The sequence below is a fragment of the Oscillibacter hominis genome, assembly GCF_014334055.1.
GTDB lineage: Bacteria > Bacillota > Clostridia > Oscillospirales > Oscillospiraceae > Oscillibacter > Oscillibacter hominis.
The window spans coordinates 893,289-914,371 of the sequence record NZ_CP060490.1; the positions used below are offsets into that span (position 1 = coordinate 893,289).

General features: G+C 59.2%; 18 protein-coding genes. 9 read left to right on the forward strand and 9 right to left on the reverse strand.

Annotated features, from left to right (window positions below; all coding sequences use genetic code 11):
* Window positions 1-12 precede the first annotated feature (12 nt).
* On the forward strand, window positions 13-1,434 hold the full coding sequence (locus H8790_RS04460; protein ID WP_187333727.1) for a hypothetical protein: 1,422 nt from the start codon (window positions 13-15) through the stop codon (window positions 1,432-1,434).
* A gap of 199 nt (window positions 1,435-1,633) precedes the next feature.
* A complete protein-coding gene (locus H8790_RS04465) occupies window positions 1,634-1,909 on the forward strand; it encodes an OadG family protein (protein ID WP_187333728.1) in 276 nt (91 codons plus the stop codon).
* A 128-nt stretch (window positions 1,910-2,037) separates the two neighbouring features.
* On the opposite strand, the gene H8790_RS04470 is transcribed toward H8790_RS04465, so the two are convergent.
* Together H8790_RS04470 and hydA are read right to left on the reverse strand one after the other, a co-directional pair.
* Entirely contained in the window at window positions 2,038-2,943 is a 906-nt protein-coding gene (locus tag H8790_RS04470; RefSeq protein WP_187333729.1) for an XdhC family protein, read from the reverse strand.
* 4 nt (window positions 2,944-2,947) lie between these two features.
* Window positions 2,948-4,324 (reverse strand): dihydropyrimidinase, encoded by a 1,377-nt coding sequence (gene hydA, locus H8790_RS04475; protein WP_187333730.1) that lies wholly within the window; start codon window positions 4,322-4,324, stop codon window positions 2,948-2,950.
* Window positions 4,325-4,560: 236 nt separating this feature from the next.
* Between hydA and H8790_RS04480 the strand changes: the two genes are divergently transcribed.
* The gene (locus tag H8790_RS04480) at window positions 4,561-6,741 is read left to right on the forward strand and encodes a 5'-nucleotidase C-terminal domain-containing protein (protein WP_187333731.1); all 2,181 of its coding nucleotides are present in this window, start codon (window positions 4,561-4,563) and stop codon (window positions 6,739-6,741) included.
* A gap of 179 nt (window positions 6,742-6,920) precedes the next feature.
* A complete protein-coding gene (locus H8790_RS04485) occupies window positions 6,921-7,319 on the forward strand; it encodes a NifB/NifX family molybdenum-iron cluster-binding protein (RefSeq protein WP_187333732.1) in 399 nt (132 codons plus the stop codon).
* A gap of 118 nt (window positions 7,320-7,437) precedes the next feature.
* Here the strand turns inward: H8790_RS04485 and H8790_RS04490 are convergent, their stop codons facing one another.
* Window positions 7,438-8,556 carry a PTS transporter subunit IIC gene (locus H8790_RS04490; protein ID WP_187333733.1) on the reverse strand — a complete coding sequence of 373 codons (1,119 nt, stop codon included), beginning with the start codon at window positions 8,554-8,556 and terminating at the stop codon, window positions 7,438-7,440.
* 92 nt (window positions 8,557-8,648) lie between these two features.
* Window positions 8,649-9,161, reverse strand: coding sequence for a transcription repressor NadR (locus H8790_RS04495; protein ID WP_187333734.1), 513 nt, complete (start codon window positions 9,159-9,161; stop codon window positions 8,649-8,651).
* 195 nt (window positions 9,162-9,356) lie between these two features.
* Here H8790_RS04495 and H8790_RS04500 point away from each other — a divergent pair, with 195 nt between their 5' ends.
* The gene (locus H8790_RS04500; protein ID WP_187333735.1) at window positions 9,357-10,961 is read left to right on the forward strand and encodes an ABC-F family ATP-binding cassette domain-containing protein; all 1,605 of its coding nucleotides are present in this window, start codon (window positions 9,357-9,359) and stop codon (window positions 10,959-10,961) included.
* A gap of 106 nt (window positions 10,962-11,067) precedes the next feature.
* Here H8790_RS04500 and H8790_RS04505 read toward each other — a convergent pair whose 3' ends face one another.
* The 5 genes from H8790_RS04505 to H8790_RS04525 form a co-directional block, all read right to left on the reverse strand.
* On the reverse strand, window positions 11,068-12,165 hold the full coding sequence (locus tag H8790_RS04505) for a pyridoxal-phosphate-dependent aminotransferase family protein (RefSeq protein ID WP_187333736.1): 1,098 nt from the start codon (window positions 12,163-12,165) through the stop codon (window positions 11,068-11,070).
* Window positions 12,166-12,268: 103 nt separating this feature from the next.
* On the reverse strand, window positions 12,269-13,765 hold the full coding sequence (glpK, locus tag H8790_RS04510) for a glycerol kinase GlpK (RefSeq protein WP_187333737.1): 1,497 nt from the start codon (window positions 13,763-13,765) through the stop codon (window positions 12,269-12,271).
* 24 nt (window positions 13,766-13,789) lie between these two features.
* A complete protein-coding gene (gene glpK / locus H8790_RS04515) occupies window positions 13,790-15,283 on the reverse strand; it encodes a glycerol kinase GlpK (protein ID WP_187333738.1) in 1,494 nt (497 codons plus the stop codon).
* Window positions 15,284-15,303: 20 nt separating this feature from the next.
* Window positions 15,304-16,170: a helix-turn-helix domain-containing protein gene (locus tag H8790_RS04520; protein WP_187333739.1), complete on the reverse strand. Its 867-nt coding sequence runs from the start codon at window positions 16,168-16,170 to the stop codon at window positions 15,304-15,306.
* A gap of 248 nt (window positions 16,171-16,418) precedes the next feature.
* On the reverse strand, window positions 16,419-17,006 hold the full coding sequence (locus H8790_RS04525) for a TetR/AcrR family transcriptional regulator (RefSeq protein ID WP_187333740.1): 588 nt from the start codon (window positions 17,004-17,006) through the stop codon (window positions 16,419-16,421).
* 389 nt (window positions 17,007-17,395) lie between these two features.
* Between H8790_RS04525 and H8790_RS04530 the strand changes: the two genes are divergently transcribed.
* The 4 genes from H8790_RS04530 (at window position 17,396) to H8790_RS04545 (ending at window position 21,066) form a co-directional block, all read left to right on the forward strand.
* Entirely contained in the window at window positions 17,396-18,079 is a 684-nt protein-coding gene (locus H8790_RS04530; RefSeq protein WP_187333741.1) for an RraA family protein, read from the forward strand.
* A 54-nt stretch (window positions 18,080-18,133) separates the two neighbouring features.
* Complete coding sequence (locus H8790_RS04535; RefSeq protein ID WP_187333742.1) at window positions 18,134-19,183, forward strand: TRAP transporter substrate-binding protein; 1,050 nt, start codon at window positions 18,134-18,136, stop codon at window positions 19,181-19,183.
* Between the two features lie 102 nt (window positions 19,184-19,285).
* Window positions 19,286-19,789 (forward strand): TRAP transporter small permease, encoded by a 504-nt coding sequence (locus tag H8790_RS04540; protein ID WP_187333743.1) that lies wholly within the window; start codon window positions 19,286-19,288, stop codon window positions 19,787-19,789.
* Window positions 19,789-21,066, forward strand: a complete 1,278-nt coding sequence (locus tag H8790_RS04545; RefSeq protein WP_187333744.1) for a TRAP transporter large permease — start codon at window positions 19,789-19,791, stop codon at window positions 21,064-21,066. The genes H8790_RS04540 and H8790_RS04545 overlap by 1 nt, the downstream gene beginning before the upstream one ends.
* Window positions 21,067-21,083: the final 17 nt, after the last annotated feature.

Below are 21,083 nucleotides of genomic sequence, written 5' to 3' on the forward strand. Positions count from 1 at the left end.
TATAATGGCTTTATGAGAAAGAAGACGGTATATTGGCTTCCTGAGACCAGCCTTCTGGTCATCCTGGCGGCGCTGTTCATGATTTGCTCGGCAGTGGTGCGCATCGTGTACTACGCCGGAGAACGCTATGTCTCCGGCGGAACCATAGCGTTCCAAATCCTCCTGCCAGTCGCGGCAAACATCCTCTTCGCGCTGCTGCTGTTCACCTGCGGGCGGGACCGGTTCTACCGCACCGCCATCCCCGTGTGGCTGGGCTGCATGTTCTTTGCCGTGAAGGCGGCAGGCTTCCCCTCCCTGACGCATATGCTGCTCTGCCTGCTGCTCTACGCCCTGGTGGCGGCCCTCTACACCGCCACGGTAACCGGCCGCATCCCCACCCAGGCCCTGCTCTATCCGCTCTTTGCGCTGCCCCTTTTGTACCACGTGTTCATCGAGGACCCGGTCAAGCTCCAGGGCCAGACCCTGCGGGGCTGGCTGCCGGAGGTTTCGGTGCTGCTGTGCATGGCGGCGCTGCTGGCGGTGTCGGTGAGCATCCGGAAAAAGAAGACCGGGGAAGGTGAGTACGTCCGCCGCTTCGGGGACCGCTGCGACGGGCGGAGGCTGCGTTCGCTCTCGCCCATCTTTGCCGTGTCGCCCTACATCATGAAGACCCGCAACACCTCTCAGAATTTCATCGAAGACCACATCGAGTGCTCCAACATGGAGCGCTACATCCAGGAAAAGCGGGCCCAGGGCATGGAGCAGTTCGGTGTGCTCCATGTGATTTTGGCGGCCTACGTCCGCGCCTGCGCCAAGTACCCGGGCCTCAACCGCTTTGTCTCCGGCCAGCGGATCTACAGCCGGGACGGGGAGATCGAGGTGGCCATGACGGTGAAAAAGGAGATGCGCACCGACTCCCCGGACACGGTCATCAAGGTCTACTTTACCCCGGAGGATACCGCCGCCTCAGTCTACGACCGCTTCCACGCCAAGGTGCTGGAGGTGAAAAACGCGCCGGAGGACACGGGCTTTGACTCCTTGGCCAGGGTGATGCACTTCATCCCCGGGCTGGTGCTGAAGTTCGTGGTGTGGCTGCTGGAGGTGCTGGACTACTTTGGCGAGCTGCCCCGGGGCCTTCTGCGGCTGAGCCCCTTCCACGGCTCGCTGTACATCACCTCCATGGCGTCTTTGGGGATTCCTCCCATCTACCACCACCTCTACGATTTTGGCAACGTGCCTGTTTTTTGCTCCTTCGGCAAAAAGCGCCGGGTGCGGGAGCTGGACGGCGACGGTACCGTGGTGGTGCGCAAGTACGTGGACTGCAATTTTGTCACCGACGAGCGGATTGTGGACGGCTTTTACTTTGCCTCCGTCATGCGCTATCTCCACAACCTGCTCCACGACCCCTGGCAGCTGGACCAGCCGCCGGAGGAAGTGGCCCGGGATGTTGAATAAGTTTACATAAATAAAAGGGCTCCGTGCAGATGCACGGGGCCCCTTTTTTGACCGCAGGGGAGGGACAGGCCGTCGCAAAGGGGGCGTTAAGAGTCGCTAAGGCGCTGTAAAGGCAGTGCCAATAAGGCGCAAAACCCATTGCACATTCCGATGGAGCGGCTAAAATGAGAGCAGTAAAAATTGCAGGAGGGGTTTCATTATGCAAGTTTCCAATCTGTTTGTATGCGTCATGGGCATGGGCGTCACCTTCATCGGCCTGATCTGCCTGATTTTCCTAATCAATCTGCAAAGCCTGCTGTTCGGCAAGAAAGAGGAAGCGCCTGCCGCCGTCCCGGCCTCTGTTCCCCTTGCGCCGGTGCAGGAGGAAATCCCCAACCGGGGCGAGCTGATCGCCGCCATCTCCGCCGCGGTGGCGGAGGACATGGGCGTGGACGTTTCCGCCATCCGCATCCTTTCGTTGAAGAAGCTCAGCTGAGCATTCTGCATAAGGGCGGCTCCGATGGAGAGGGGGGCCGCCTGCCGTCAGGTCGGGACAGTAGCCGTACCGAAGGAAAAAAGACTCATGCATCGGCATGAGTCTTTTTTGCTGTCCTGAAACTGCGATCAGAGGTTCAAAGGCTCAAAGAGCACCCGGATGCGGCCGCCGCAGATCATGCCCAAGGTGGCTGCCGCGCCGTTGGAGAGGTCATAGGTGCGGATTTGGGGGCATGCGCTGCCGCAGAGCGAAGCAGCCTCCCGGATGGCGGCCGCCTCCACCGCGCCGCCGCCGATGGTGCCTGTGATGGAGCCGTCCGGGCCCACCAGCATCCGAGCGCCCGCGCCCCGTGGGGACGAGCCGGTCTTTTCCAACACCGTGGCCATCACCAGGGGGCCGTTCTGGGCCTTTAAGGCTTCTGAGATGGGCCGCTCCAGATAGTCCCGGGGGGAGGCGCGGAACACCTGGATGAGCTCCGCCGCAATGGACACTGCGATCTCCTCCGGCGTCTGGGCGCCGATGCGAAGCCCCACCGGGGAGTGGACGCCGGCGATCTCTTCCGGCGTGAAGCCGTCTTCACGCAGCCGCTGGGCAGTGGCGGCCACCTTGCTGCGGCTGCCGATCATGCCCAGATAGCCGCAGCGCCGCCGCAGCAGCTGGCGCAGGCAGGCGTAGTCATCCTGATGGCCCCGGGTCAATATGACGGCGTAGTCCCCGTCGCGGAAGGGAGGCAGCGGGTCAAAGGGGGCGCACAGCCGCCGGGCGTGGGGGAAGCGCTGCTCCGTCACGAATTCAGGCCGGTCGTCCTGCACGCTGACCCGCCAGTCCAGGGTGTGGAGCAGAGTACACAGTGCGGCGGAGACATGGCCGCCGCCCAAAAGGTGGACCTCCGGCTTGACGGAGAGCTCCTGGCAAAGGGCGCCGGGAAAGGGCGCATACCCCTTTTCCCCAGTGGCGGGATCGGTGTAGACGGAGCAGGTGCCCTGGGCGCTCAGGCGCTGGATCAGGTCCAGATAAAAAAGACGTGGTTCCATGGCCTTAGAGGCTGTTCTTGCCCCGGGCGATATACCGGCCCTCCGGCTCCTCCGGGAGGACTTGGCCGCCGCGGACGGCAAGCTTGCCCCGGAGCCAGACCTGGGCCACGGAGCCGGAGGTCACAAAGCCCTCATAGGGGGAGTAGCCGGCGGCGCCGATCATGTCGTCGCCCCGGAGGACGTGGCTGGCTTTTGAGTCGTAGACCACGATGTCCGCGTCGCTGCCCGGGCGGAGGATGCCCTTGCGGGGATACATGCCGTAGAGCCGGGCCGGGTTTTCACTGAGCAGGCGGCACATCTGGGCCGGGCTGATCCGCTTCTGGGCAACGCCTGCGGTGTAGATCAGCTCGCCCCGGGTTTCCACGCCGGGCAGGCCGCCGGGGATCCTGGTGAAGTCATCCCGGCCGGCGTCCTTCTGCTCCAGGGTGAAGGAGCAGTGGTCCGTGGAGATGGTCTGGATTTCCTCGCGGCGCAGGGCGCGCCATAGGGCCTTCTGATCGGCCGGCGTCCGCAAGGGCGGCGCACAGACATACCGGGCGGCCGCGGAGTAGTCCGGCTGGAAGTAGACGGACTCGTCCAACAGCAGGTACTGGGGGCAGGTTTCCACATAGACGGTCTGGCCCCGCCTGCGGGCGCGCTCCACCTCCTGGAGGGCGGCCGCGTTGGTCAGGTGGACGATGACCACCGGGCAGTCGGCGGCCTGGGCGATGCGCAGCAGCCGGGCCACGGCCTCCGCCTCCAGATAGTCCGGCCGGGTCAGGGGATGGGAGGAAGGGGCCAGCTTTCCGGCGGCGGTGCGCTCGGCAATCATGGCGTCGATCACTCCGGCGTTTTCGCAGTGGACGCCGCAGATGCCGCCGTGGGTGCGGATTTTTTTCAGGGCAAAGTACATGTCCCGGTCGCCGATCATCATGGCGGGGTAGGTCATATACAGTTTGAATGAAGAGATGCCGGCGGCAAACATATCGTCCACCTCGGCGCAGATGCCCTCGTTCCAGTCGTCGATGGTCATGTGGAAGCTGTAGTCGCAGAAGGTCCTGCCGTCGGCCTTTTCGTGCCACAGCTCCAGGGCGTGATGAAGGGACTCGCCCTTGTTGGGGCAGGCGAAGTCCACCACCGTGGTGGTGCCGCCCCGCAGGGCCGCCCGGCTGCCGGAGGTAAAGTTGTCGGCAGTGGTGGTGTTTGCCACATCCAGGTCGAAATGGGTATGGGCGTCGATGAAGCCGGGGAAGAGCAGCATCCCGGACACGTCGATCACCGCGGCACCGATGGTGCTGAGGCCGCGCCCGATCTTGGCGATTTTTTCGTTTTCAATCAACAGGTCGGCCTTGCGCAGGCCCTGGCCGGTGACCAGGGTTCCCCCCTTAAAAAGAGTTTTCATCGAATCGCTCCCTTTTTCATTTTATTGGTATCAGCATAGCACAGTCTCAGCGGGATTTCCACCGGAAGGAGAGAAAAAGCGTGTCTTCTTCAAAAGATGGCTCTGCCCAAAGCAATGCAGCCTTTGGTTAGAACGGAAAATTTTACACAATTGGGCTTTCTTTTTTCGGCAAAACTGATATACTGATGCGTAAGAAGGATACGCGTGCGTATTCAAAATTTTGGAGGAGGTAAAATATGAAGAATATGCGAAAGAGCATGTCTCTGCTTCTGGCGGTCGTAATGGCACTGAGCCTGACGGTCACCAGCTTTGCGGCGGACACCACCACATCGGTGGCAAAGGGCGATATCGTGGTGCTGTACACCAACGACGTCCACTGCGGCGTGGACGACAACATCGGCTATGCCGGGCTGGCCGCATACCGCAACGACATGAAAAAGGCCACGGAGTATGTGACGCTGGTGGATGCCGGCGACGCAATCCAGGGCGCTGCGCTGGGCACGCTCTCCAAGGGAGAATACCCGGTGCAGATCATGAACGAGGTGGGCTATGACGTTGCCGTTCCCGGCAACCATGAGTTCGACTACGGCATGGAGCAGTTCCTCTCCCTGGCCAAGGAACTGAAATCCGGTTATGTCTGCTGCAACTTCATGGATTTGAGAACCAACAAGACCGTGTTTGATGCCTACAAGATCATCACCTATGGCGACACCAAGGTGGCCTATGTGGGCATCGACACCCCTGAGGCAATCTCCAAGTCCACCCCCACCTATTTCCAGGACAGCAAGGGCGAATACATCTACGGCTTCTGCCAGGGCAACGATGGCAAGGACCTCTACAAGGCGGTCCAGACCGCCATTGACGCGGCCAAGGCCGACGGCGCGGACTATGTGATCGCAGTGGGCCACTGCGGCATTGACGAGCAGAGCGCACCCTGGCGTTCCACCGACATCATCAAGAACGTCTCCGGCCTGACCGCCTTCATCGACGGCCATTCCCACAGCACCATTGCCTCCGACAAGGTGGCGGACAAGGACGGCAAGAGCGTGCTGCTCACCTCCACCGGAACCAAGCTGGCCGCTGTCGGAAAGCTGGTCATCAAGAGCAGCGGCGCGGTCACCACCGGGCTGGTCACCGATTACACCACCAAGGACGAGACCGTCAAGGCCTATGTGGACAAGATCAAGGCTCAGAATGACGCGCTGCTGAAAAAAGTGGTTGCCAGAACCGACGTCACGCTGACCACCCTGGGCGCCGACGGCCAGCGGGCCGTCCGCAGCGCTGAGACCAATCTGGGTGATTTGTGCGCAGACGCATATCGGGCCATCGCCGGCTCTGATGTGGCCATTGTCAACGGCGGAGGCATCCGCGCCGACATCCCCGCCGGTGATATCACCTATGAGCAGATCATCGCGGTCCACCCCTATGGAAACGCCCTTTGCGTGGTGGAGGCCACGGGCCAGGAGATCCTGGACGCGCTGGAGATGTCCTCCCGCAGCTGCCCTGGTGAAAACGGCGGTTTCCTTCAGGTCTCCGGCATCACCTATACCATTGACACCACCGTCGCCTCCTCCGTCAAAGTGGACGACAACAAAATGTTTGTCAGCGTGGACGGCCCCTACCGGGTGAAGAACGTGGAGATCAACGGCAAGCCCATTGACCTCGCAAAGACCTACACCGTGGCGTCCCACGACTATATGCTCAAGAGCGCCGGCGACGGCATCAACATGTTCCAGAACAACAAGCTCATTCAGGACTGCGTGATGCTGGACAACCAGGTGCTGATCACCTATATCACCGAGAACCTGAAGGGCACCGTGCCCGCCTCCTACGCCAAGCCCCAGGGCCGGATCGCAGTGATCCGCGAGCCTTTTGCCGACGTGGTGGAGAGCGACTGGTACTATACCGGCGTGGTATACGCCTATGAAAACGGCCTCTTCTCCGGCGTGACCGCAAGCAGCTTTGCCCCCAAGGCCACCATGACCCGGGGCCAGCTGGTCACCGTGCTGTGGCGCATGGCGGGCAAGCCTGAGGCAACCGCCGCCGGATTCACCGATGTGGCTGCCGACTCCGTTTACGCCGCGGCCATCAACTGGGCCTATGCCAACAAGATCACCAGCGGCTACACCGAGACCACCTTCAACCCCAACAAGGCCATCACCCGTGAACAGTTTGCCACCATCCTCATGAACTATGCCAAGTACATGAAGTACGACGTCACGGCCGGCGGCAACGCTATCAAGGAGTATACCGACTATCCCACCATCTCCGCCTTTGCAGGCGAGGCCATGAACTGGGCCAATGCGGCGCAGCTCATCAACGGTTACGACGACAACACCATCCGGCCTCAGGGCACTGCAACCCGCGGCCAGGTGGCTGTCATCCTGCAGCGCTTCTGTACCACTGTGGCCGCCTGATCGAAAAAATCAGCGATCCCCACTATACGAGGAGCCTCACACCGCCTGAAAAGGGCGGTGTGAGGCTCTTATCGAGGAAGAAAGGTGCTGTCGACGCGTCCGGCCTTTCACACTTGATTCCTGATGGGCGGAGGGATACAATGGGGGTATCATCATCTGACACGGGAGGAACGCAACAAATGAAAATCGCAGTCACTTATGAAAACAGCCAGGTGTTTCAGCACTTCGGCCACAGTGAGCAGTTCAAAGTATACGAGGTGGAAAACGGCGCGGTGGTCAGCCAGGAGGTGGTGAGCGCGGAGGGCAGCGGCCATGGCGCCCTTGCTGGATTGCTGTCTGAGCTCCATGTGGACACCCTCCTCTGCGGCGGCATCGGCGCCGGAGCCCAGAACGCCCTGGCCCAGGCGGGGATCCGGCTCTACGGAGGCGTAAGCGGAAACGCGGATGAGGCGGTTCAATCCCTTTTGAACGGGACGCTCCGCTTTGACGCCAATGTGCACTGCGACCACCATCATGAGGAGGGTCATGACTGCGGCCACCAGTGTGGGGAGGAGAAGCACGGCTGCTCCGGCAACTGATCTCTTTGCAAATTGGATAGAGCCTGTATCCGCTCCGGCAGCAGACACAATCCCAAAAGGCAGTACGGCTCAAAGCCGTACTGCCTTTTGAAGTGCATGGGGGAATTTATGCGGCGTCTCAGGCAAGGGTCAGGTCGCCGTCTTTGACCCAGCCCAGCTTCCGGCAGCCCAGGTTGATCAGCGGGCAGAGAAGGGCCGGGAGGAGGAAGCAGATCCAGACCAATCCGGCCCAATCCCAGGCGCCGGGGACAATGGCGGCGGCACCCTTGGAGAGGGCCTCCGCGCTGGGGGCGACCCAGCCAGTCCACACGCCGATCTGCCCCACCAGTCCGCAGGTCCCCATGCCGGAGGAGATGGGGGAGCCATTCATCTGCATGTGGAACAAACAGGTGGCAATGGGGCCGGTGATGGCGGAGGTAAGGGTGGGCGCAATCCAGATGCGTGGATTGCGCACGATGTTGGGCATCTGGAGCATGGAGGTGCCCAACCCCTGGGAGACCAGCCCGCCCCAGCGGTTTTCCCGGAAGCTCATGACCGCAAATCCCACCATCTGGGCACAGCAGCCCGCCACGGCGGCGCCTCCAGCCAATCCCACCAGCTGGAAGGAGGCGCAGATGGCGGCGGAGGAGATGGGCAGCGTCAGGGCCACGCCCACGGTCACCGAGACCAAAACACCCATCCAAAACGGCTGCAGGTCCGTGGCCCACATGATAAAATTGCCAATGGACATGGCTGCTTTGCCAATGGCCGGCGCCCACCAGGCGGAGAGCGCCACGCCCACGCCGATGGTCACAAGGGGCGTGACCAGGATGTCCACCTTGGTCTCCTTGGAGACCGCCTTGCCCACCTCAGCGGCGATGATCGCCACAAAGAGCACTGCGAGCGGGCCGCCCGCGCCGCCCAGGGCATTTGCGGAAAAGCCCACCGTAATGAGGGAGAAGAGGACCAGCGGCGGGCAGTGGAGAGCGTATCCAATGGCGGCCGCCATGGCCGGACCGCTCATGGCGGAGGCCAGTCCGCCCACCGTATAGGAGATGGCGTGGTCGCCGCTGCCAAGGGTGGCCACGGTGCGGCTCAGCCATTCGATGTGGAACTGGGTGCCCACGGTGTTGATGATGGTGCCGATGAGCAGCGAGCAAAACAGCCCCTGCGCCATGGCGCCCAGGGCGTCGATGCCATAGCGGCGGGCGGAGAGGACGATGTCTTTCCGCTTTAAAAATGCTTTAAATTTCTCCATGTACATTCCCTGCTTCCTGAAAGAATAGTCAGGACATATGTCTTGACACATGTCCTGACTATTCTACTTGACGCGGATTTGATTGTCAATCCTCAATTGGACAAAAGAATGCCTTCCCTGTCCAGGGCCTCCAGCACCCGCTGGCAGGCGCCTTCGTCCGGGCAGGCAATGGTGTGGAGGTGGATGCCGTCGGTGAGGGCGCTGAGCGGCATGGCCTCGGAGGAGCTGACCCGCTGGAGGAACTGCTCCACCTCATACCGGCTGGTGATCTGAAGCGGGCCGGTGAGCTGGCCGTAGACAGGATGTTCCACGATTACATCCACCACGGTGCAGCCCTGGTCCACAATGGCGCAGAGCTCGGAGCGCATCTGCTCCGCGCTGTGACGGCAGGCGATCTTCCGGATCAGACGGTCCGTTGCCGGCAATATGACATAGCCCCGGGGAGTGGCGCAGATCTCCACCCCCGCGGCCCGCAGCAGGGCAATGTCCCCCACAATGATCTGACGGCTGACGGAAAAGCGATCCGCCAGGGAGGAGGCACTGACGGGGCCGCTGGAGCGCTGCAGAAACTGGTGCAGCTTGGTTCGGCGCTCTTCGGCATGCAATGCAATCACTTCCTTTTACCCATAGGATAGCATGGACCCGGCCGGATTGCAATTCCTTGTTGATTGGATGAAAGGGAGCTTCTTTTGGAAGCTTCTTTTCTTTTCAGGAAAACTGTGGTATACTATAACCCAATTTGTCTGCAGGCCGCCTGAGGCGGCTGCGGTTCAATTTTGTATGAGGAGAAGGAGCACAACATGATCACAGTTTCCGACGTTTCGCTGCAGTACGGCGGCGAGCCGCTGTTTTCCCACGTGGATCTGCAGTTTCTCAAGGGCAACTGCTACGGCATCATCGGCGCCAACGGCGCGGGAAAGTCCACCTTTTTAAAAATCCTTTCCGGTGAGCTGGAGCCCACCTCAGGCGAGGTGTCCGTTTTGCCCAATACCCGCATGTCCATCCTGAAGCAGGATCAGAACGCCTATGACGAGTACACCGTGATGGATACGGTCATCATGGGCAACCGCCGGCTGTACGACATCGCCAAAGAGAAGGACGCCCTCTACGCCAAGGAGGAGATGACGGAGGAGGACGGCATCCGGGCCTGTGAGCTGGAAGAGGAGTTTGCCGAACTGGGCGGCTGGGAGGCCGAATCCGATGGTTCCCGGATTTTGCAGGGGCTGGGGATTCCCGTCTCCATGCACGCCGACCCGATGGCGAACCTGGACGGCCGGCTGAAGGTGAAGGTGCTGCTGGCGCAGGCCCTGTTCGGCAGCCCGGACATCCTGATGATGGACGAGCCCACCAATAACCTGGACATTGCCGCCATCGACTGGCTGGAGGACTTTTTGCTGGACTTTGAGGGCACGGTCATCGTGGTCAGCCACGACCGGCATTTCCTCAACACCATCTGCACCCACATTGTGGACATCGACTACAACAAAATCAAGCTGTACGTGGGCAACTACGACTTCTGGTACGACGCCTCCCAGCTGATGCAGCAGCTGATCCGCAACCAGAATAAGAAGAACGAGGAAAAGGCGCAGGAGCTCCGGGAGTTCATCTCCCGCTTCTCCGCCAACAAGTCCAAGAGCAAGCAGGCCACCGCGCGCCGGAAGCTGTTGGACAAGATCACCCTTGAAGAGTTTCCCGCCTCTTCCCGCCGCTATCCCTACGTGGGCTTTTCTCCCGACCGGGAGGTGGGCAAGGACATCCTCTTTGTCAGCGACGTGTCCAAGACCATCGATGGCGTGAAGGTGCTGGACAAGGTCAGCTTCATTGTGGGCCACGGCGACAAGATCGCCTTTGTGGGCGACAATGAGAATGCCCACACCGCCCTCTTTAAAATCCTGGTGGGGGAGATGGAGCCGGACGAGGGCACGGTGAAGTGGGGCCAGACAGCCTCCTTCTCCTATTTCCCCAAGGACAACACGGAATTTTTCAAGGACTGTGACCTGAATTTGGTGGAGTGGCTGCGCCAGTGGTCCCCGGACCCGCACGAGGCCTATCTGCGCAACTTCCTGGGCCGGATGCTCTTCTCCGGCGACGATGTGTACAAGGCGGTGAAGGTGCTCTCCGGCGGCGAGAAAGTGCGGTGCATGCTGTCCCGGATGATGCTCTCCGGCGCCAACGTGCTGCTGCTGGACCAGCCCACCAACCATCTGGACCTGGAGTCCATTGCCGCCGTCAACAATGGTTTGGAGGCGGTCAAGTGCAACGTGCTGGTGTCCTCCCACGACCATCAGCTGGTGCAGACCGTGTGCGACCGCATCTTTGACTTTACCCCCGAGGGAAGGCTTATCGACCGCAAAACCACCTATGACGACTATCTGGAAAGCCTCCGTCAGGAGAGCGCGGAATAAACTGCAAGCGGCAGCCAAAATGGCTGCCGCTTATTTTTACAGCAGGGCCGGGAAGCTAAGCATTCCCGGCCCTGCTGTATGAAAAAATGGAGGGGAAAGAGTTTGGTCAGCCCTGCACCTGGCGAAGGACCAGCTGGAAGACCTCCAGCATATTATAGCAGTCCTGCTCGTAGATCTCGCCCATGTTGGCCACTTGGATCAAGCCCTGTTTGGCATAGTCGCCCTTGCCGGCGTAAAAGGTGTAGCCCCGCTTCTCCATCTCAGAGAGGAACCGGGCGCCGTCCACGCCCTGGGGCAGGAAGACGGAGGTGACCGTGTTGGACAGGTGCTCCTCAAGCAGCATCCGGCAGCCCATGGCGGTAAGGCCCTTGCGGATGATCTCCGCACAGCGCTGATATCGGGCGATGCGGCCGGACAGGGTCTCGTCCTCCAGGATGTTGGTCAGTGCCACATTCAGGGGCCAGAAGAGGTTCACATTGGGGGTATTGGGCGTCTGGTGGGAGGCCAGGGCGGTCTGATAGTGCTTATAGAGGCTTAAGTACACGTTCTTGCACTGCTTGGCGGTAAGGCTCTCCAACACGTCCTTCTTTGCACACACATAGGCGGAACCGGGGAACGCGCCCACGCATTTGCCGCCTACGGAGGTGCACACGGAGATGTTCTTATCCACCACATCGATGTTCTGGCCTCCGGCGGCGCTGACGCAGTCCACGCTCAGCAGCTTGCCGTACTGTCTGCACAACTGGCCGACCTCCTTAACAGGGTTGATCATGCCGGTGCAGGTTTCGTGGAACACCATGGCCACCACTTTGACCTTGGGGTGATCCGCCATGGCCTTTTCGATGACGTTTAGGTCCGGATAGGCGGCCCAGGGGAAGGCCACGTCCACCAGGGGAATCTGATACTTCTCAATGATCTCCAGAAGCCGCTCGCCGAACATGCCGTTTCGGATCAGCATCACCTCTTCGCCGGGCTGGAACAGGGAGGAGAGCACGGTTTCGTTGGCCGAGGTACCGGAGCCGGAGACGATCATGCTGTAGTAGGAGTCGTCCGCGTTGAACAGCTTTAAGATTTTTTCCTGGGTGTCCACGAACATCTCCTCAAATTCGTGGCTGCGGTGGCAGATATCATAGTGCAGCAGCGCGCGACGCACGTTATCCTTAACCATAACGGGACCAGGGCTGAACAATTTAGTCATGCTCATTGTAAATTACCTCCAAATGTGATTTGCAGTTATAGTAACATTTTGAAGATAAAAGTCAATGAAATTGATTAAAATAGGTAAAAATCGGAACTTTTAAAGAGAATTAATCTTCACGCCAATACTTGGATCGCTCCACAGCCCGGTGCCAGTGGTACAAGAGGTGCTCCCGCCGAGAGGCATCCATCCGGGGCTCAAAGCGGTGCTCGCTGCGCCAGAGCTGTGCCGCGTCGCCGATACTCTCAAATTCCCCGAGGCCCAGAGCGCCCATAAAGGCGGAGCCGAAGGCAGTGGTGTCAGCATGCTCCGGAATCTCCAGGGGAAGGTCCAGAATATCGGATTGAAACTGCATCAAAAACCGGTTGGCGGTGGCCCGGCCGTTGCAGCGCATGGCGGTGATGGGCACGTTGGAATCCCGGCACATCACGTCCAACACGTCCCGGACCTGGTAACAGGTGGCCTCCAGGGCGGCCCGGACGATGTGGGCCTTCCGGGTGCCGCCGGTGATGCCGATCACCATGCCGGAGGCATAGGAGTCCCAGTGGGGCGCGGCCAGGCCGGTGAAGGCGGGAACAAAATAGACACCGCCGTTGTCCGGCACCTGAAGGGCCAGGGGTTCCGTGTCCCGGGGATCCTCCACCAGGTTCAGCGATTCCTGGAGCCATCTGGTGGCGCCGCCGGTGATGTAAACGCCGCCGTCCAGGGCGTAGGTGCGCTTGCCGGAGAGCTGCCAGGCCACGGTAGGCAGCAGCCCGCTTTCAGAAAAGACCGGCGTTTCGCCCGTGTTCATCAACATGAAACAGCCGGTGCCGTAGGTGGTTTTCACCATACCGGGCTGGACGCAGGCCTGGCCCACCAATGCTGCCTGCTGATCCACCAGGATGCCGGAAATGGGGATCTGAGCCCCAAGGAAATCCAATGGATCAGTCCAGGCATAGACCGCGGCGCTGTCGCAAACCTCAGGAAGAAGGGAACGGTCCAGTTCAAAGAGGTCCAGCAGCTCCTGGTCCCAGTCTCCGCTTTCCAGGTTGAAGAGCATGGTGCGGGAGGCGGTGGAGGCATCGGTGACGTGGGTGCGGCCATGGGTCATTTTCCAAATGATCCAGCTGTCCATGGTGCCCGCCAGCAAACGGCCTTTGGCCGCCAGCTCCCCTGCGCCCTCCGCGTGATCCAAAATCCATTTCAGCTTGGTAGCGCTGAAGTAAGAGTCGATCATCAGCCCGGTTTTTCCGCGCACCAGGCCGTTGTACTGGTCCGTGAGGGAATCGGCATAGTGGGCGGTGCGCCTGTCCTGCCAGACGATGGTGTTGTAGATGGGCTCGCCGGTCAGCTTGTCCCACACCACCACCGACTCGCCCTCGTGGTTCAGGCCGATGCAGCGGATGGAACTGGCCTCCGCTCCGATTTGGGACAGGGCCTGGGCGGTGGAGGAGAGCACGGAAGTCCAGACGGCCCTGGCGTCGTGCTCCACCCATCCGCTGCGGGGATAGAGGAGGGGAATCTGCTCATAGCCACGGGAGACGGCGTTCCACTGCCTGTCAAAAAGGATGGCCGTAGTGCCGGTGGTGCCTTGATCCAGGCCAAGATAATAGCATTCGTGCATCCGCTCACACCTTTCCGGAAGAAGTTATTCGGCCCAGTTCCGGGCGCGCTCCACCGCACGGTGCCAGTGGTGGAGCAGGGATTGGCGCTGATCTGCGCTCATGGTGGGTTCATAGCGGCATCTGCGCTTCCAATGGTCGGCCGCTTCCCATAGAGAGGAGAAGTCTCCAACGCCGATCGCCGCCATATAGGCAGCCCCCAAGGCGGTGGTATCTGAAATCTCCGGAATTTCCAGGGGAATATTCAAAATGTCAGCTTGAAACTGCATCAAAAAGCGGTTGCAGGTGGAGCCTCCATCGCAGCGCATGACGGTGATGGGGACTCCGGAGTCCCGGGCCATCACATCCAGTACGTCCTTTACCTGGTAAGCGGTGGATTCCAAAGTGGCCCGCACAATGTGGTCCTGGCTGGTGCCGCCGGTGATGCCGATCATCATGCCCCGGGCGTATGAGTCCCAGTAAGGCGCAGCCAGGCCGGTGAAGGAGGGGACGAAATAGAGTCCGCCGTTGCCGCCTGCCCTCAGGGCCATTCCCTCTGTCTGAGAGGCGTCGGAGATGATCCCGGCCCCGTCCCGGAGCCACTGGGTGGCGGCGCCGGCTATGTAGATTCCGCCGTCCAAGGCATAGGTGCGCTTGCCGTCAAGCTGCCAGGCAACGGTGGTCAGCAGGCCGCTTTCAGACAAGACCGGCGTTTCACCGGAGTTCATCAGCATGAAGCAGCCGGTGCCATAGGTGGTTTTGACGGTGCCCGGTGCAATGCATGCCTGGCCAAGCAGGGCTGCCTGCTGATCCACCATCACACCGGTGATGGGGCAGCAGATGTCAAGAAACGCTTCCGGGTCTGTCTCGCCGAAATAGGCGGCGCTGTCTCCGATTTCCGGCAGAATGCAGGGCGCAAGGCCCATCAGATCCAGGATATCCCAGTCCCAGGCACCTTTTTGCAGGTGGTAGAGCATGGTGCGTGAGGCGGTGGAGGCATCGGTGCGCAGGAACTTACCTCCGGTCAGCTTCCAGTTCAGCCAGACGTCCATGGTCCCCGCAAGCAGGCGGCCGTTTTTGGATGCAGAGCGGTCCAAATCCACCCGGTCCAGAATCCACTTTAACTTGGTGGCGCTGAAATAGGGATCAATCAGAAGCCCGGTCTTTTCCCGGATCGCCGATTCATAGTCCGCCTTCAGGGAATCAGCATAGGCGGCGGTGCGCCGATCCTGCCAGACAATGGCGGGATAGACCGGCTTCCCGGTGGTTTTCTCCCACACCACCACTGACTCGCCCTCATGGTCTAGTCCCAGGCAGCGAATATCCCGGGGGACGGCTCCGGCCGCGTTCATGGCCTGGCGGACGGCGGACAGGGCAGAGTACCAGATCTCCTCCGGGTCGTGCTCCACCCAGCCGGCACGGGGATAGTACTGCCTGATTTCCTGATACCCTCTGCCAACCAGGCGCCAGTGCTCGTCAAAGAGAATGGCGGTGGTGCCTGTGGTGCCCTGGTCCAGGCCCAGATATAGTCTTCTTGCCATATGCAACTCTCCAAACAGAACTACAGAATAGAATCCACCCGCCGCAGATTGACGCTGCCGCCGTCCCAATACCGTATGTCGCTGGCGGTGCAGTCCAGAAACTTGCGGTAGGAGCGGTTCATGTGCGTTTGGTCGAAGTACCCGCAGGCAATGGCTGTGCTCAGCAGGGATTTTGGCTTGGTGGTGACAATGGTGTGAAGGGAGAACTGAAGCTGGGTCAGTTCACAAAAGAGCTTTGTGGATACGCCCACCCGCTCCTGGAAGATGCGGTTTAAGTAGCGCTCGCTGCACCCGGCGGCCTGGGCCACCGCCGAGACCTTGATGACGCCCCGCTCAGATAAAATGAGGTTGATGCAGCGGGAGACCTGGGCAGGCGGTATGTATTGAGAGGCTTTGCACGCGGAGAGCTGCCTTCCCAAAAGGACATTGCGCTCGTGGAAGGACTCGCCCCGCCGCAAACTGCTCACAAAACCGGAGGGGTTCTCCATAAACGGAAGGAGGGAGGCGGAGCGGTCGGTGAACTCGCTGGCGCAGGCGTCAGTCAGCCATCCGGCGGTGCCGGGGCGCAGCCGGACGCAGTAAGCCCTGGAGCGGGGCGGAAGCGTCAGCTTTTTCAAAGCGGTGATGGGGCCGCAGAGGCTGGCGCTGGAAATCATGTCCCCAAAGAGGAACACAGCCAGAAAACCGCTGTAGGGCAGCAGGGGATAGGCCAGCTCACCAAACTCCGGATTCACCAGCTCAAAGGCATCCAGCAGCAGGCGGCTGAACTCGTAGTCCTGCGAAAACACCCTGCGCTGCAGCCGCAGCCTGGGCGCTCCCAACAGAACAGGGGGCTGGGAAGTGGATTCAGTTTTGGATAACTGCTTGTTACTGATATAAAGAGACATGGCGCTCCCTCAATTAGTAAAAAACGGAACCAAAAGTGTGATGTTTACTATGATACTTAGTTTGATACTTGAAGTGTACCACAAGATATTTTAAATTGAAATTCCGATTTTTCCTAATTTACAGGTGATTTTACAAAAGATTCAGGCCGGACGACGTTTGAAACATCGTCCGGCCTGAATTGTAGAAAAGAAAAAGCGCCGCCACTGCCAACGCTTTTTCAAATGATCTATTTGTATGTTACGCCCTCTTAGTGTTCCACCGGCAGATAGCCCCTCAAAAGGATATCCATGGAGCGGGTGCCGAATTCCATAAAGGAATAGGTCCCGCCGGAGATGCACCAGTCAAAGATGATGCCCCGCTCCAAGAGGCTGTAGATTTTAGCCAGCTCTACAAACGAAACATCGCCGCGGATTTCGCCTTTGGCCTGGCCCTCTTTGATCAGCGTGCGGATGATGCGGTTATAGGAGCGGTTGCTGCCGATATAGCTTCCCCGGTTTTTTGTGGAGACTTCAAACCGGCAGGTGGCGGAGGCCCGGTCCAGATCGTAGGTCTGTTCCAATTTGGAGAGGAACACGCGGTTGAGCGCATGAAGCTTGGAAATGGCGTTTTCGTCGGTGTCCTTGGCGGTTTCATACCATTGCTCATAGGCATAGTCGTATAGGTCCGGCGTACAGGCCAGCTCTTCCTTGGCCTCGAAATAGTGGTAAAAGGTGCTCTTGGAGCACCCAGCCGCTTCAACAATCTGGTCCACGGTAGTATTTGCATAGCCCTGCTCTGCAAAAAGCTTCTCCGCTGCCGACAAAAGCTGTTCCCTCAAGCCTGCAGATTTCATCATTTTTTCCCCTTGTTCTCTATTTATATGAATTTAGCATACACCTACAAATGCTTTTTTTCAAGAGCGGCCAGTTCTGTTTTTTACCGATCCATCTGTTTTCCCTGTAATAGGTCCCGCTTAATGTATAATTATAGTATGAAACTCAATGCTGTGCCGTCAATATTGATAAAATGCGCAGTCTAATGACTGGATTTATGGGTATATTGCATGTAAAACTTCTGAAAAATTCGTATATGCTGACAAGAATTACCTGATTGTAAAAAGGAGTATTGACTTTTAAACCGTGGATTTACTATAATTTGTCACAACAAGTATAAAACTAAATATGATACTTGATTCAAACACAACGCTGCGTTTAACAGAAAAGGAAAGGGAAGGAAGCGTAAAAAATGGAATGGACTCAGGAACTCGCAGACCGCTTTATGAAGGTGGATCCCGCACAGATCGGACACTATGTCAAAAGCGGCTACATGAACACCAACATCAAACCCGTGGTAAAAGATTTTAAGGTCGTCGGCCCCGCCGTCACGGTCCGCATAACCGGAGACAGCAACCTGATGCTTTATTATGCCGCTGAGCACGCGCCCAAAGGCTCCGTCCTCGTGGTGGACCGGGGCGGCGAGCCCATGCATGCCTGCTGCGGCGACGGCTGCGCCCTCAACGCGCAGTGCCAGGGAGTGGCCGGCATTGTGATCGACGGCCCTGCCTGCGACTCCGCCGGCATCGAGCGGGTGGGCCTGCCCGTCTTTGCGACCGGCCTCTCCGTCCTGACCACCACCATTGTGGAGGATCACAAAGCTACCTTCAATGAGCCCATCCAGTGCGGAGGCGTTGTGGTCAACCCCGGCGACATTGTGTTCGGTAATGCCGAGGGTGTTTTGGTGATGAAGCCTGAGGAGTGCGAGCAGCTTTTGGAGCACGCAGAGGCCGGGGACAAGCTGGAGCAGGAGCCCGGTGGCATGTTTGACAGCTTCCGCGCCGGTAAAAAGATGTCCGATTTCTTCCCCATCATCCACGATGCGCTGAAGATGAACGGCATGGACGACCCCGCGGGCTGGGTCAACCGGAAATAAGTGTTAGTGGGTATTGGAACGATACCTCACAATAAAAAGAAAAGGAGAATTCCCATGAAAAAGACTCTTGCGATGTTTTTGGCAGCGGCCATGGCCTGCTCGCTCCTGCTGACCGGATGCGGCAACTCTGATTCGGGCAGTGCAAGCGCGTCCGGTTCCGCCCCCTCTTCCGGTTCCTCCGGCGACACCATCGTCCTCTCCTGCGCCACCAAGGTGGCGGAAGACAGCTTTGAAGGCAAGACCTACCAGTATTTTGCTGACCTGGTCAAGGAGTACACAAACGGCTCCGTGGAGGTCCAGATCTATCCCAGCGAGCAGTTGGGCGACAGCACCACCACCGTCAACAACATGCAGCTGGGCACCATCGACATGTACATAGAGGGCTCCACCTTCTACTCCGGCTATGGAGTGGATGTGCTCTTTACCACAAGCCCCTTCCTGATGACCGAGTGGGAGGACTACCTGGAACTGGTCACCGGTGAGTTCGGCGATCTGCAGATGCAGCAGATGGAGAAGGCGGGCTTTAAGATGCTCTGCTCCGACAGAAGCTGGCAGCGCGGCCCCTACTATGTCACCTGCTCCACCAAGCCCATCAACAGCCTGGATGATCTGAAGGCCATCAAGCTCCGCTCCGCCGATTCCGCCGCCTTCATGAATGCCATGAGCTTCTTGGGCGTCTCCACCACGGTGGTCAACTACTCCGAGTGCTACATGGCGCTGCAGCAGGGCACCGTGGAGGCGGTGAACTGCCCGGTATCCAACGTGGAGTCCATGGCCTTCTATGAAGTAGGCCCCTATGTCACCTACATGAACTGCTATCCCCAGGAGCTGTGGCCTGTGATGAATCTGGATAAATTCAACAGCCTGACCGGCGAGCAGCAGGAGGCGCTGGTAAAGGCCGCCAACGATGCGGCTGCCTATTCCAACGAGGAGCTCTACACTTTTACGGATGAGATGATCGCTCGCGTGGAGAGCGATGGCGCAGAGTTCAACATGGACTTTGACTGCGGCGTGATTCAGGATGCCCTTCATGACTACTATGTCGGGGAGGCGGCCAAGGGAAACATCCCCGAGCTGGTCGCGCAGTTCCTGGGGCTGCTGTAAAGCGGAATTCCCCATCCATCTCCCACGCCTCCCTGCCCGCGCCCTTGCGGGCAGGGAGGCGCTAAGGTACAATCCGGCCCGACGGAAGCAATAGGAGTGTTCATGAAAACGATAAAAAAACTATACGGCTGGATCGTGGAGCTTGAGAGCGGCATCGCGCTGTTCCTGCTGGCCCTGGCCATCGTTCTCAACGCCTACGAAATTTTCCAGCGCAACTTCCTGGGGAAATCCTTCATCTGGATCCAGGAGTACAGCACGCTGATGCTGTTGTGGTTCGCCCTGTTGGGCATGTGTAAAATTGTCTATGAGCACCAGGACATCTATGTGGACCTGTTCGTAAAGAAGTTCCCCAAGGGGCTTCAGAGGGTGATCGATGTGATCGTTTACGCCCTTGTGACGGCTTTCATGGCTGTGGCCATTCTCTACACTTGGAAACTCTTCCTCTCACAGGAGGGGAATTACACCATCGTCGCCGCCTATCCGCTCCAGCTGCGCTCGCTGGCGCTGCTGATCGGGTTTGTCACGATGGGCCTGAAAAACTGCGCGTCCTTTGTAGAGGGCGTGATCGGACTGTTCCGGAAGGATGGGGAAGGAGGCGCTGACTGATGGTTGCCGTGATTATGTTTGCACTGCTGATTTTGCTGGTTGTGGTGGGCGCACCGGTCTCCATGGCCATGGCGATCTCAGCGCTCTGCGCGATTTTGTTCTGTGGGCTGGACCCCGTCATCATTCCCAGTCTCATTTCCGGCGGCATCAGCAGCTATACGCTGATGGCTGTGCCCTTTTTCATCTTCTTAGGCAACGTGATGAACAGCGGCGGCATTACCCACCGCATTTTCGACTGGTGCGAGGCCCTGGTGGGCCACATCAAAGGCGGGTTGGCCCAGGTGAACATCATCTCCTCCGTGATCTTCGCCGGCATTTCCGGCACGGCCGTGGCCGACTCCGCGGGGCTTGGCATGGTGGAGATCGAAGCCATGAAGAAAAAGGACTATGACGTTCCATTTTCCATCGGGATTACCGTGGCCTCCTCGCTCCTGGGGCCCATCATCCCGCCCAGCGTGGTGCTGCTGGTGTTTGCCTCCCTGGCCAACGTGTCGCCCGGTAAGCTGTTTATGGCAGGTGTGCTGCCCGGTGTGCTGCTGGCCGGCATTTTGATGATCTGCGTGTACATCATGTGCGCCCGGGGCAAAGTGAAGTGCCCGGAACCTGAGCCGTTCAGTGCCAGGCACCTTTGGGATGCAACAAAACACAGCATTTTTGCCCTGTTGTGTCCGGCGATTCTGCTGCTTGGCATCTCCACCGGCTTTGCAACCGCCACAGAGGTGGGCATCATCGGCTGCGTGTACTCCATCTTTGTCAGCATCATCTACAGGACCTTTTCCCTCAAGGGGCTGCTCCAGGCTTTGAAGGATACCCTCATGTCCTCCGCCTCCATCATGTTCCTCATGGGCATCGGCAACGTGCTGGCCTGGATCATGACAAAGGAGCAGGTGCCCCAGTCCATCACCAAGGCTCTGACCGGCATGACGGACAACAAATACATTGTGCTGCTGATTATCATGGCTATTTTGTTGTTTTTGGGCTGCTTTATGGACGGAACCTCCATCCAGCTGGTCATGGTGCCCATCCTGGTGCCCATTGCCAACGCCTTTGGCATTGACCTGATTCTCCTGGGCGTGGTGGTGGCCCTGGCTGTCACCATCGGCGCGGCCACACCGCCTGTGGGCGTGTGCCTCTTTGTACTCAGCTCTGTGACGGGCGAATCCCTGGAAACTGTGGTGCGGGGTACGAAGCCCTTCTATTTTCCCATTCTGTTTGCCCTGCTGGCGGTGGCGTTCATTGCCCCGCTGAGCACTTGGCTGCCGAGCATCTTGGCATAGCGGCGTAAATTCTGGAA

What these genes read in the sequence shown, in the direction of transcription:
- H8790_RS04460 (WP_187333727.1), top strand. Translation starts at nt 13, where the DNA reads ATGAGAAAGAAGACGGTATATTGGCTTCCTGAGACCAGCCTTCTGGTC.
- H8790_RS04470 (WP_187333729.1), bottom strand. Translation starts at nt 2,943, where the DNA reads ATGGAACCACGTCTTTTTTATCTGGACCTGATCCAGCGCCTGAGCGCC.
- H8790_RS04490 (WP_187333733.1), bottom strand. Translation starts at nt 8,556, where the DNA reads ATGGAGAAATTTAAAGCATTTTTAAAGCGGAAAGACATCGTCCTCTCC.
- hydA (WP_187333730.1), bottom strand. Translation starts at nt 4,324, where the DNA reads ATGAAAACTCTTTTTAAGGGGGGAACCCTGGTCACCGGCCAGGGCCTG.
- H8790_RS04525 (WP_187333740.1), bottom strand. Translation starts at nt 17,006, where the DNA reads ATGATGAAATCTGCAGGCTTGAGGGAACAGCTTTTGTCGGCAGCGGAG.
- H8790_RS04465 (WP_187333728.1), top strand. Translation starts at nt 1,634, where the DNA reads ATGCAAGTTTCCAATCTGTTTGTATGCGTCATGGGCATGGGCGTCACC.
- H8790_RS04530 (WP_187333741.1), top strand. Translation starts at nt 17,396, where the DNA reads ATGGAATGGACTCAGGAACTCGCAGACCGCTTTATGAAGGTGGATCCC.
- H8790_RS04535 (WP_187333742.1), top strand. Translation starts at nt 18,134, where the DNA reads ATGAAAAAGACTCTTGCGATGTTTTTGGCAGCGGCCATGGCCTGCTCG.
- H8790_RS04545 (WP_187333744.1), top strand. Translation starts at nt 19,789, where the DNA reads ATGGTTGCCGTGATTATGTTTGCACTGCTGATTTTGCTGGTTGTGGTG.
- H8790_RS04540 (WP_187333743.1), top strand. Translation starts at nt 19,286, where the DNA reads ATGAAAACGATAAAAAAACTATACGGCTGGATCGTGGAGCTTGAGAGC.
- glpK (WP_187333738.1), bottom strand. Translation starts at nt 15,283, where the DNA reads ATGGCAAGAAGACTATATCTGGGCCTGGACCAGGGCACCACAGGCACC.
- H8790_RS04500 (WP_187333735.1), top strand. Translation starts at nt 9,357, where the DNA reads ATGATCACAGTTTCCGACGTTTCGCTGCAGTACGGCGGCGAGCCGCTG.
- H8790_RS04520 (WP_187333739.1), bottom strand. Translation starts at nt 16,170, where the DNA reads ATGTCTCTTTATATCAGTAACAAGCAGTTATCCAAAACTGAATCCACT.
- H8790_RS04485 (WP_187333732.1), top strand. Translation starts at nt 6,921, where the DNA reads ATGAAAATCGCAGTCACTTATGAAAACAGCCAGGTGTTTCAGCACTTC.
- H8790_RS04480 (WP_187333731.1), top strand. Translation starts at nt 4,561, where the DNA reads ATGAAGAATATGCGAAAGAGCATGTCTCTGCTTCTGGCGGTCGTAATG.
- glpK (WP_187333737.1), bottom strand. Translation starts at nt 13,765, where the DNA reads ATGCACGAATGCTATTATCTTGGCCTGGATCAAGGCACCACCGGCACT.
- H8790_RS04505 (WP_187333736.1), bottom strand. Translation starts at nt 12,165, where the DNA reads ATGAGCATGACTAAATTGTTCAGCCCTGGTCCCGTTATGGTTAAGGAT.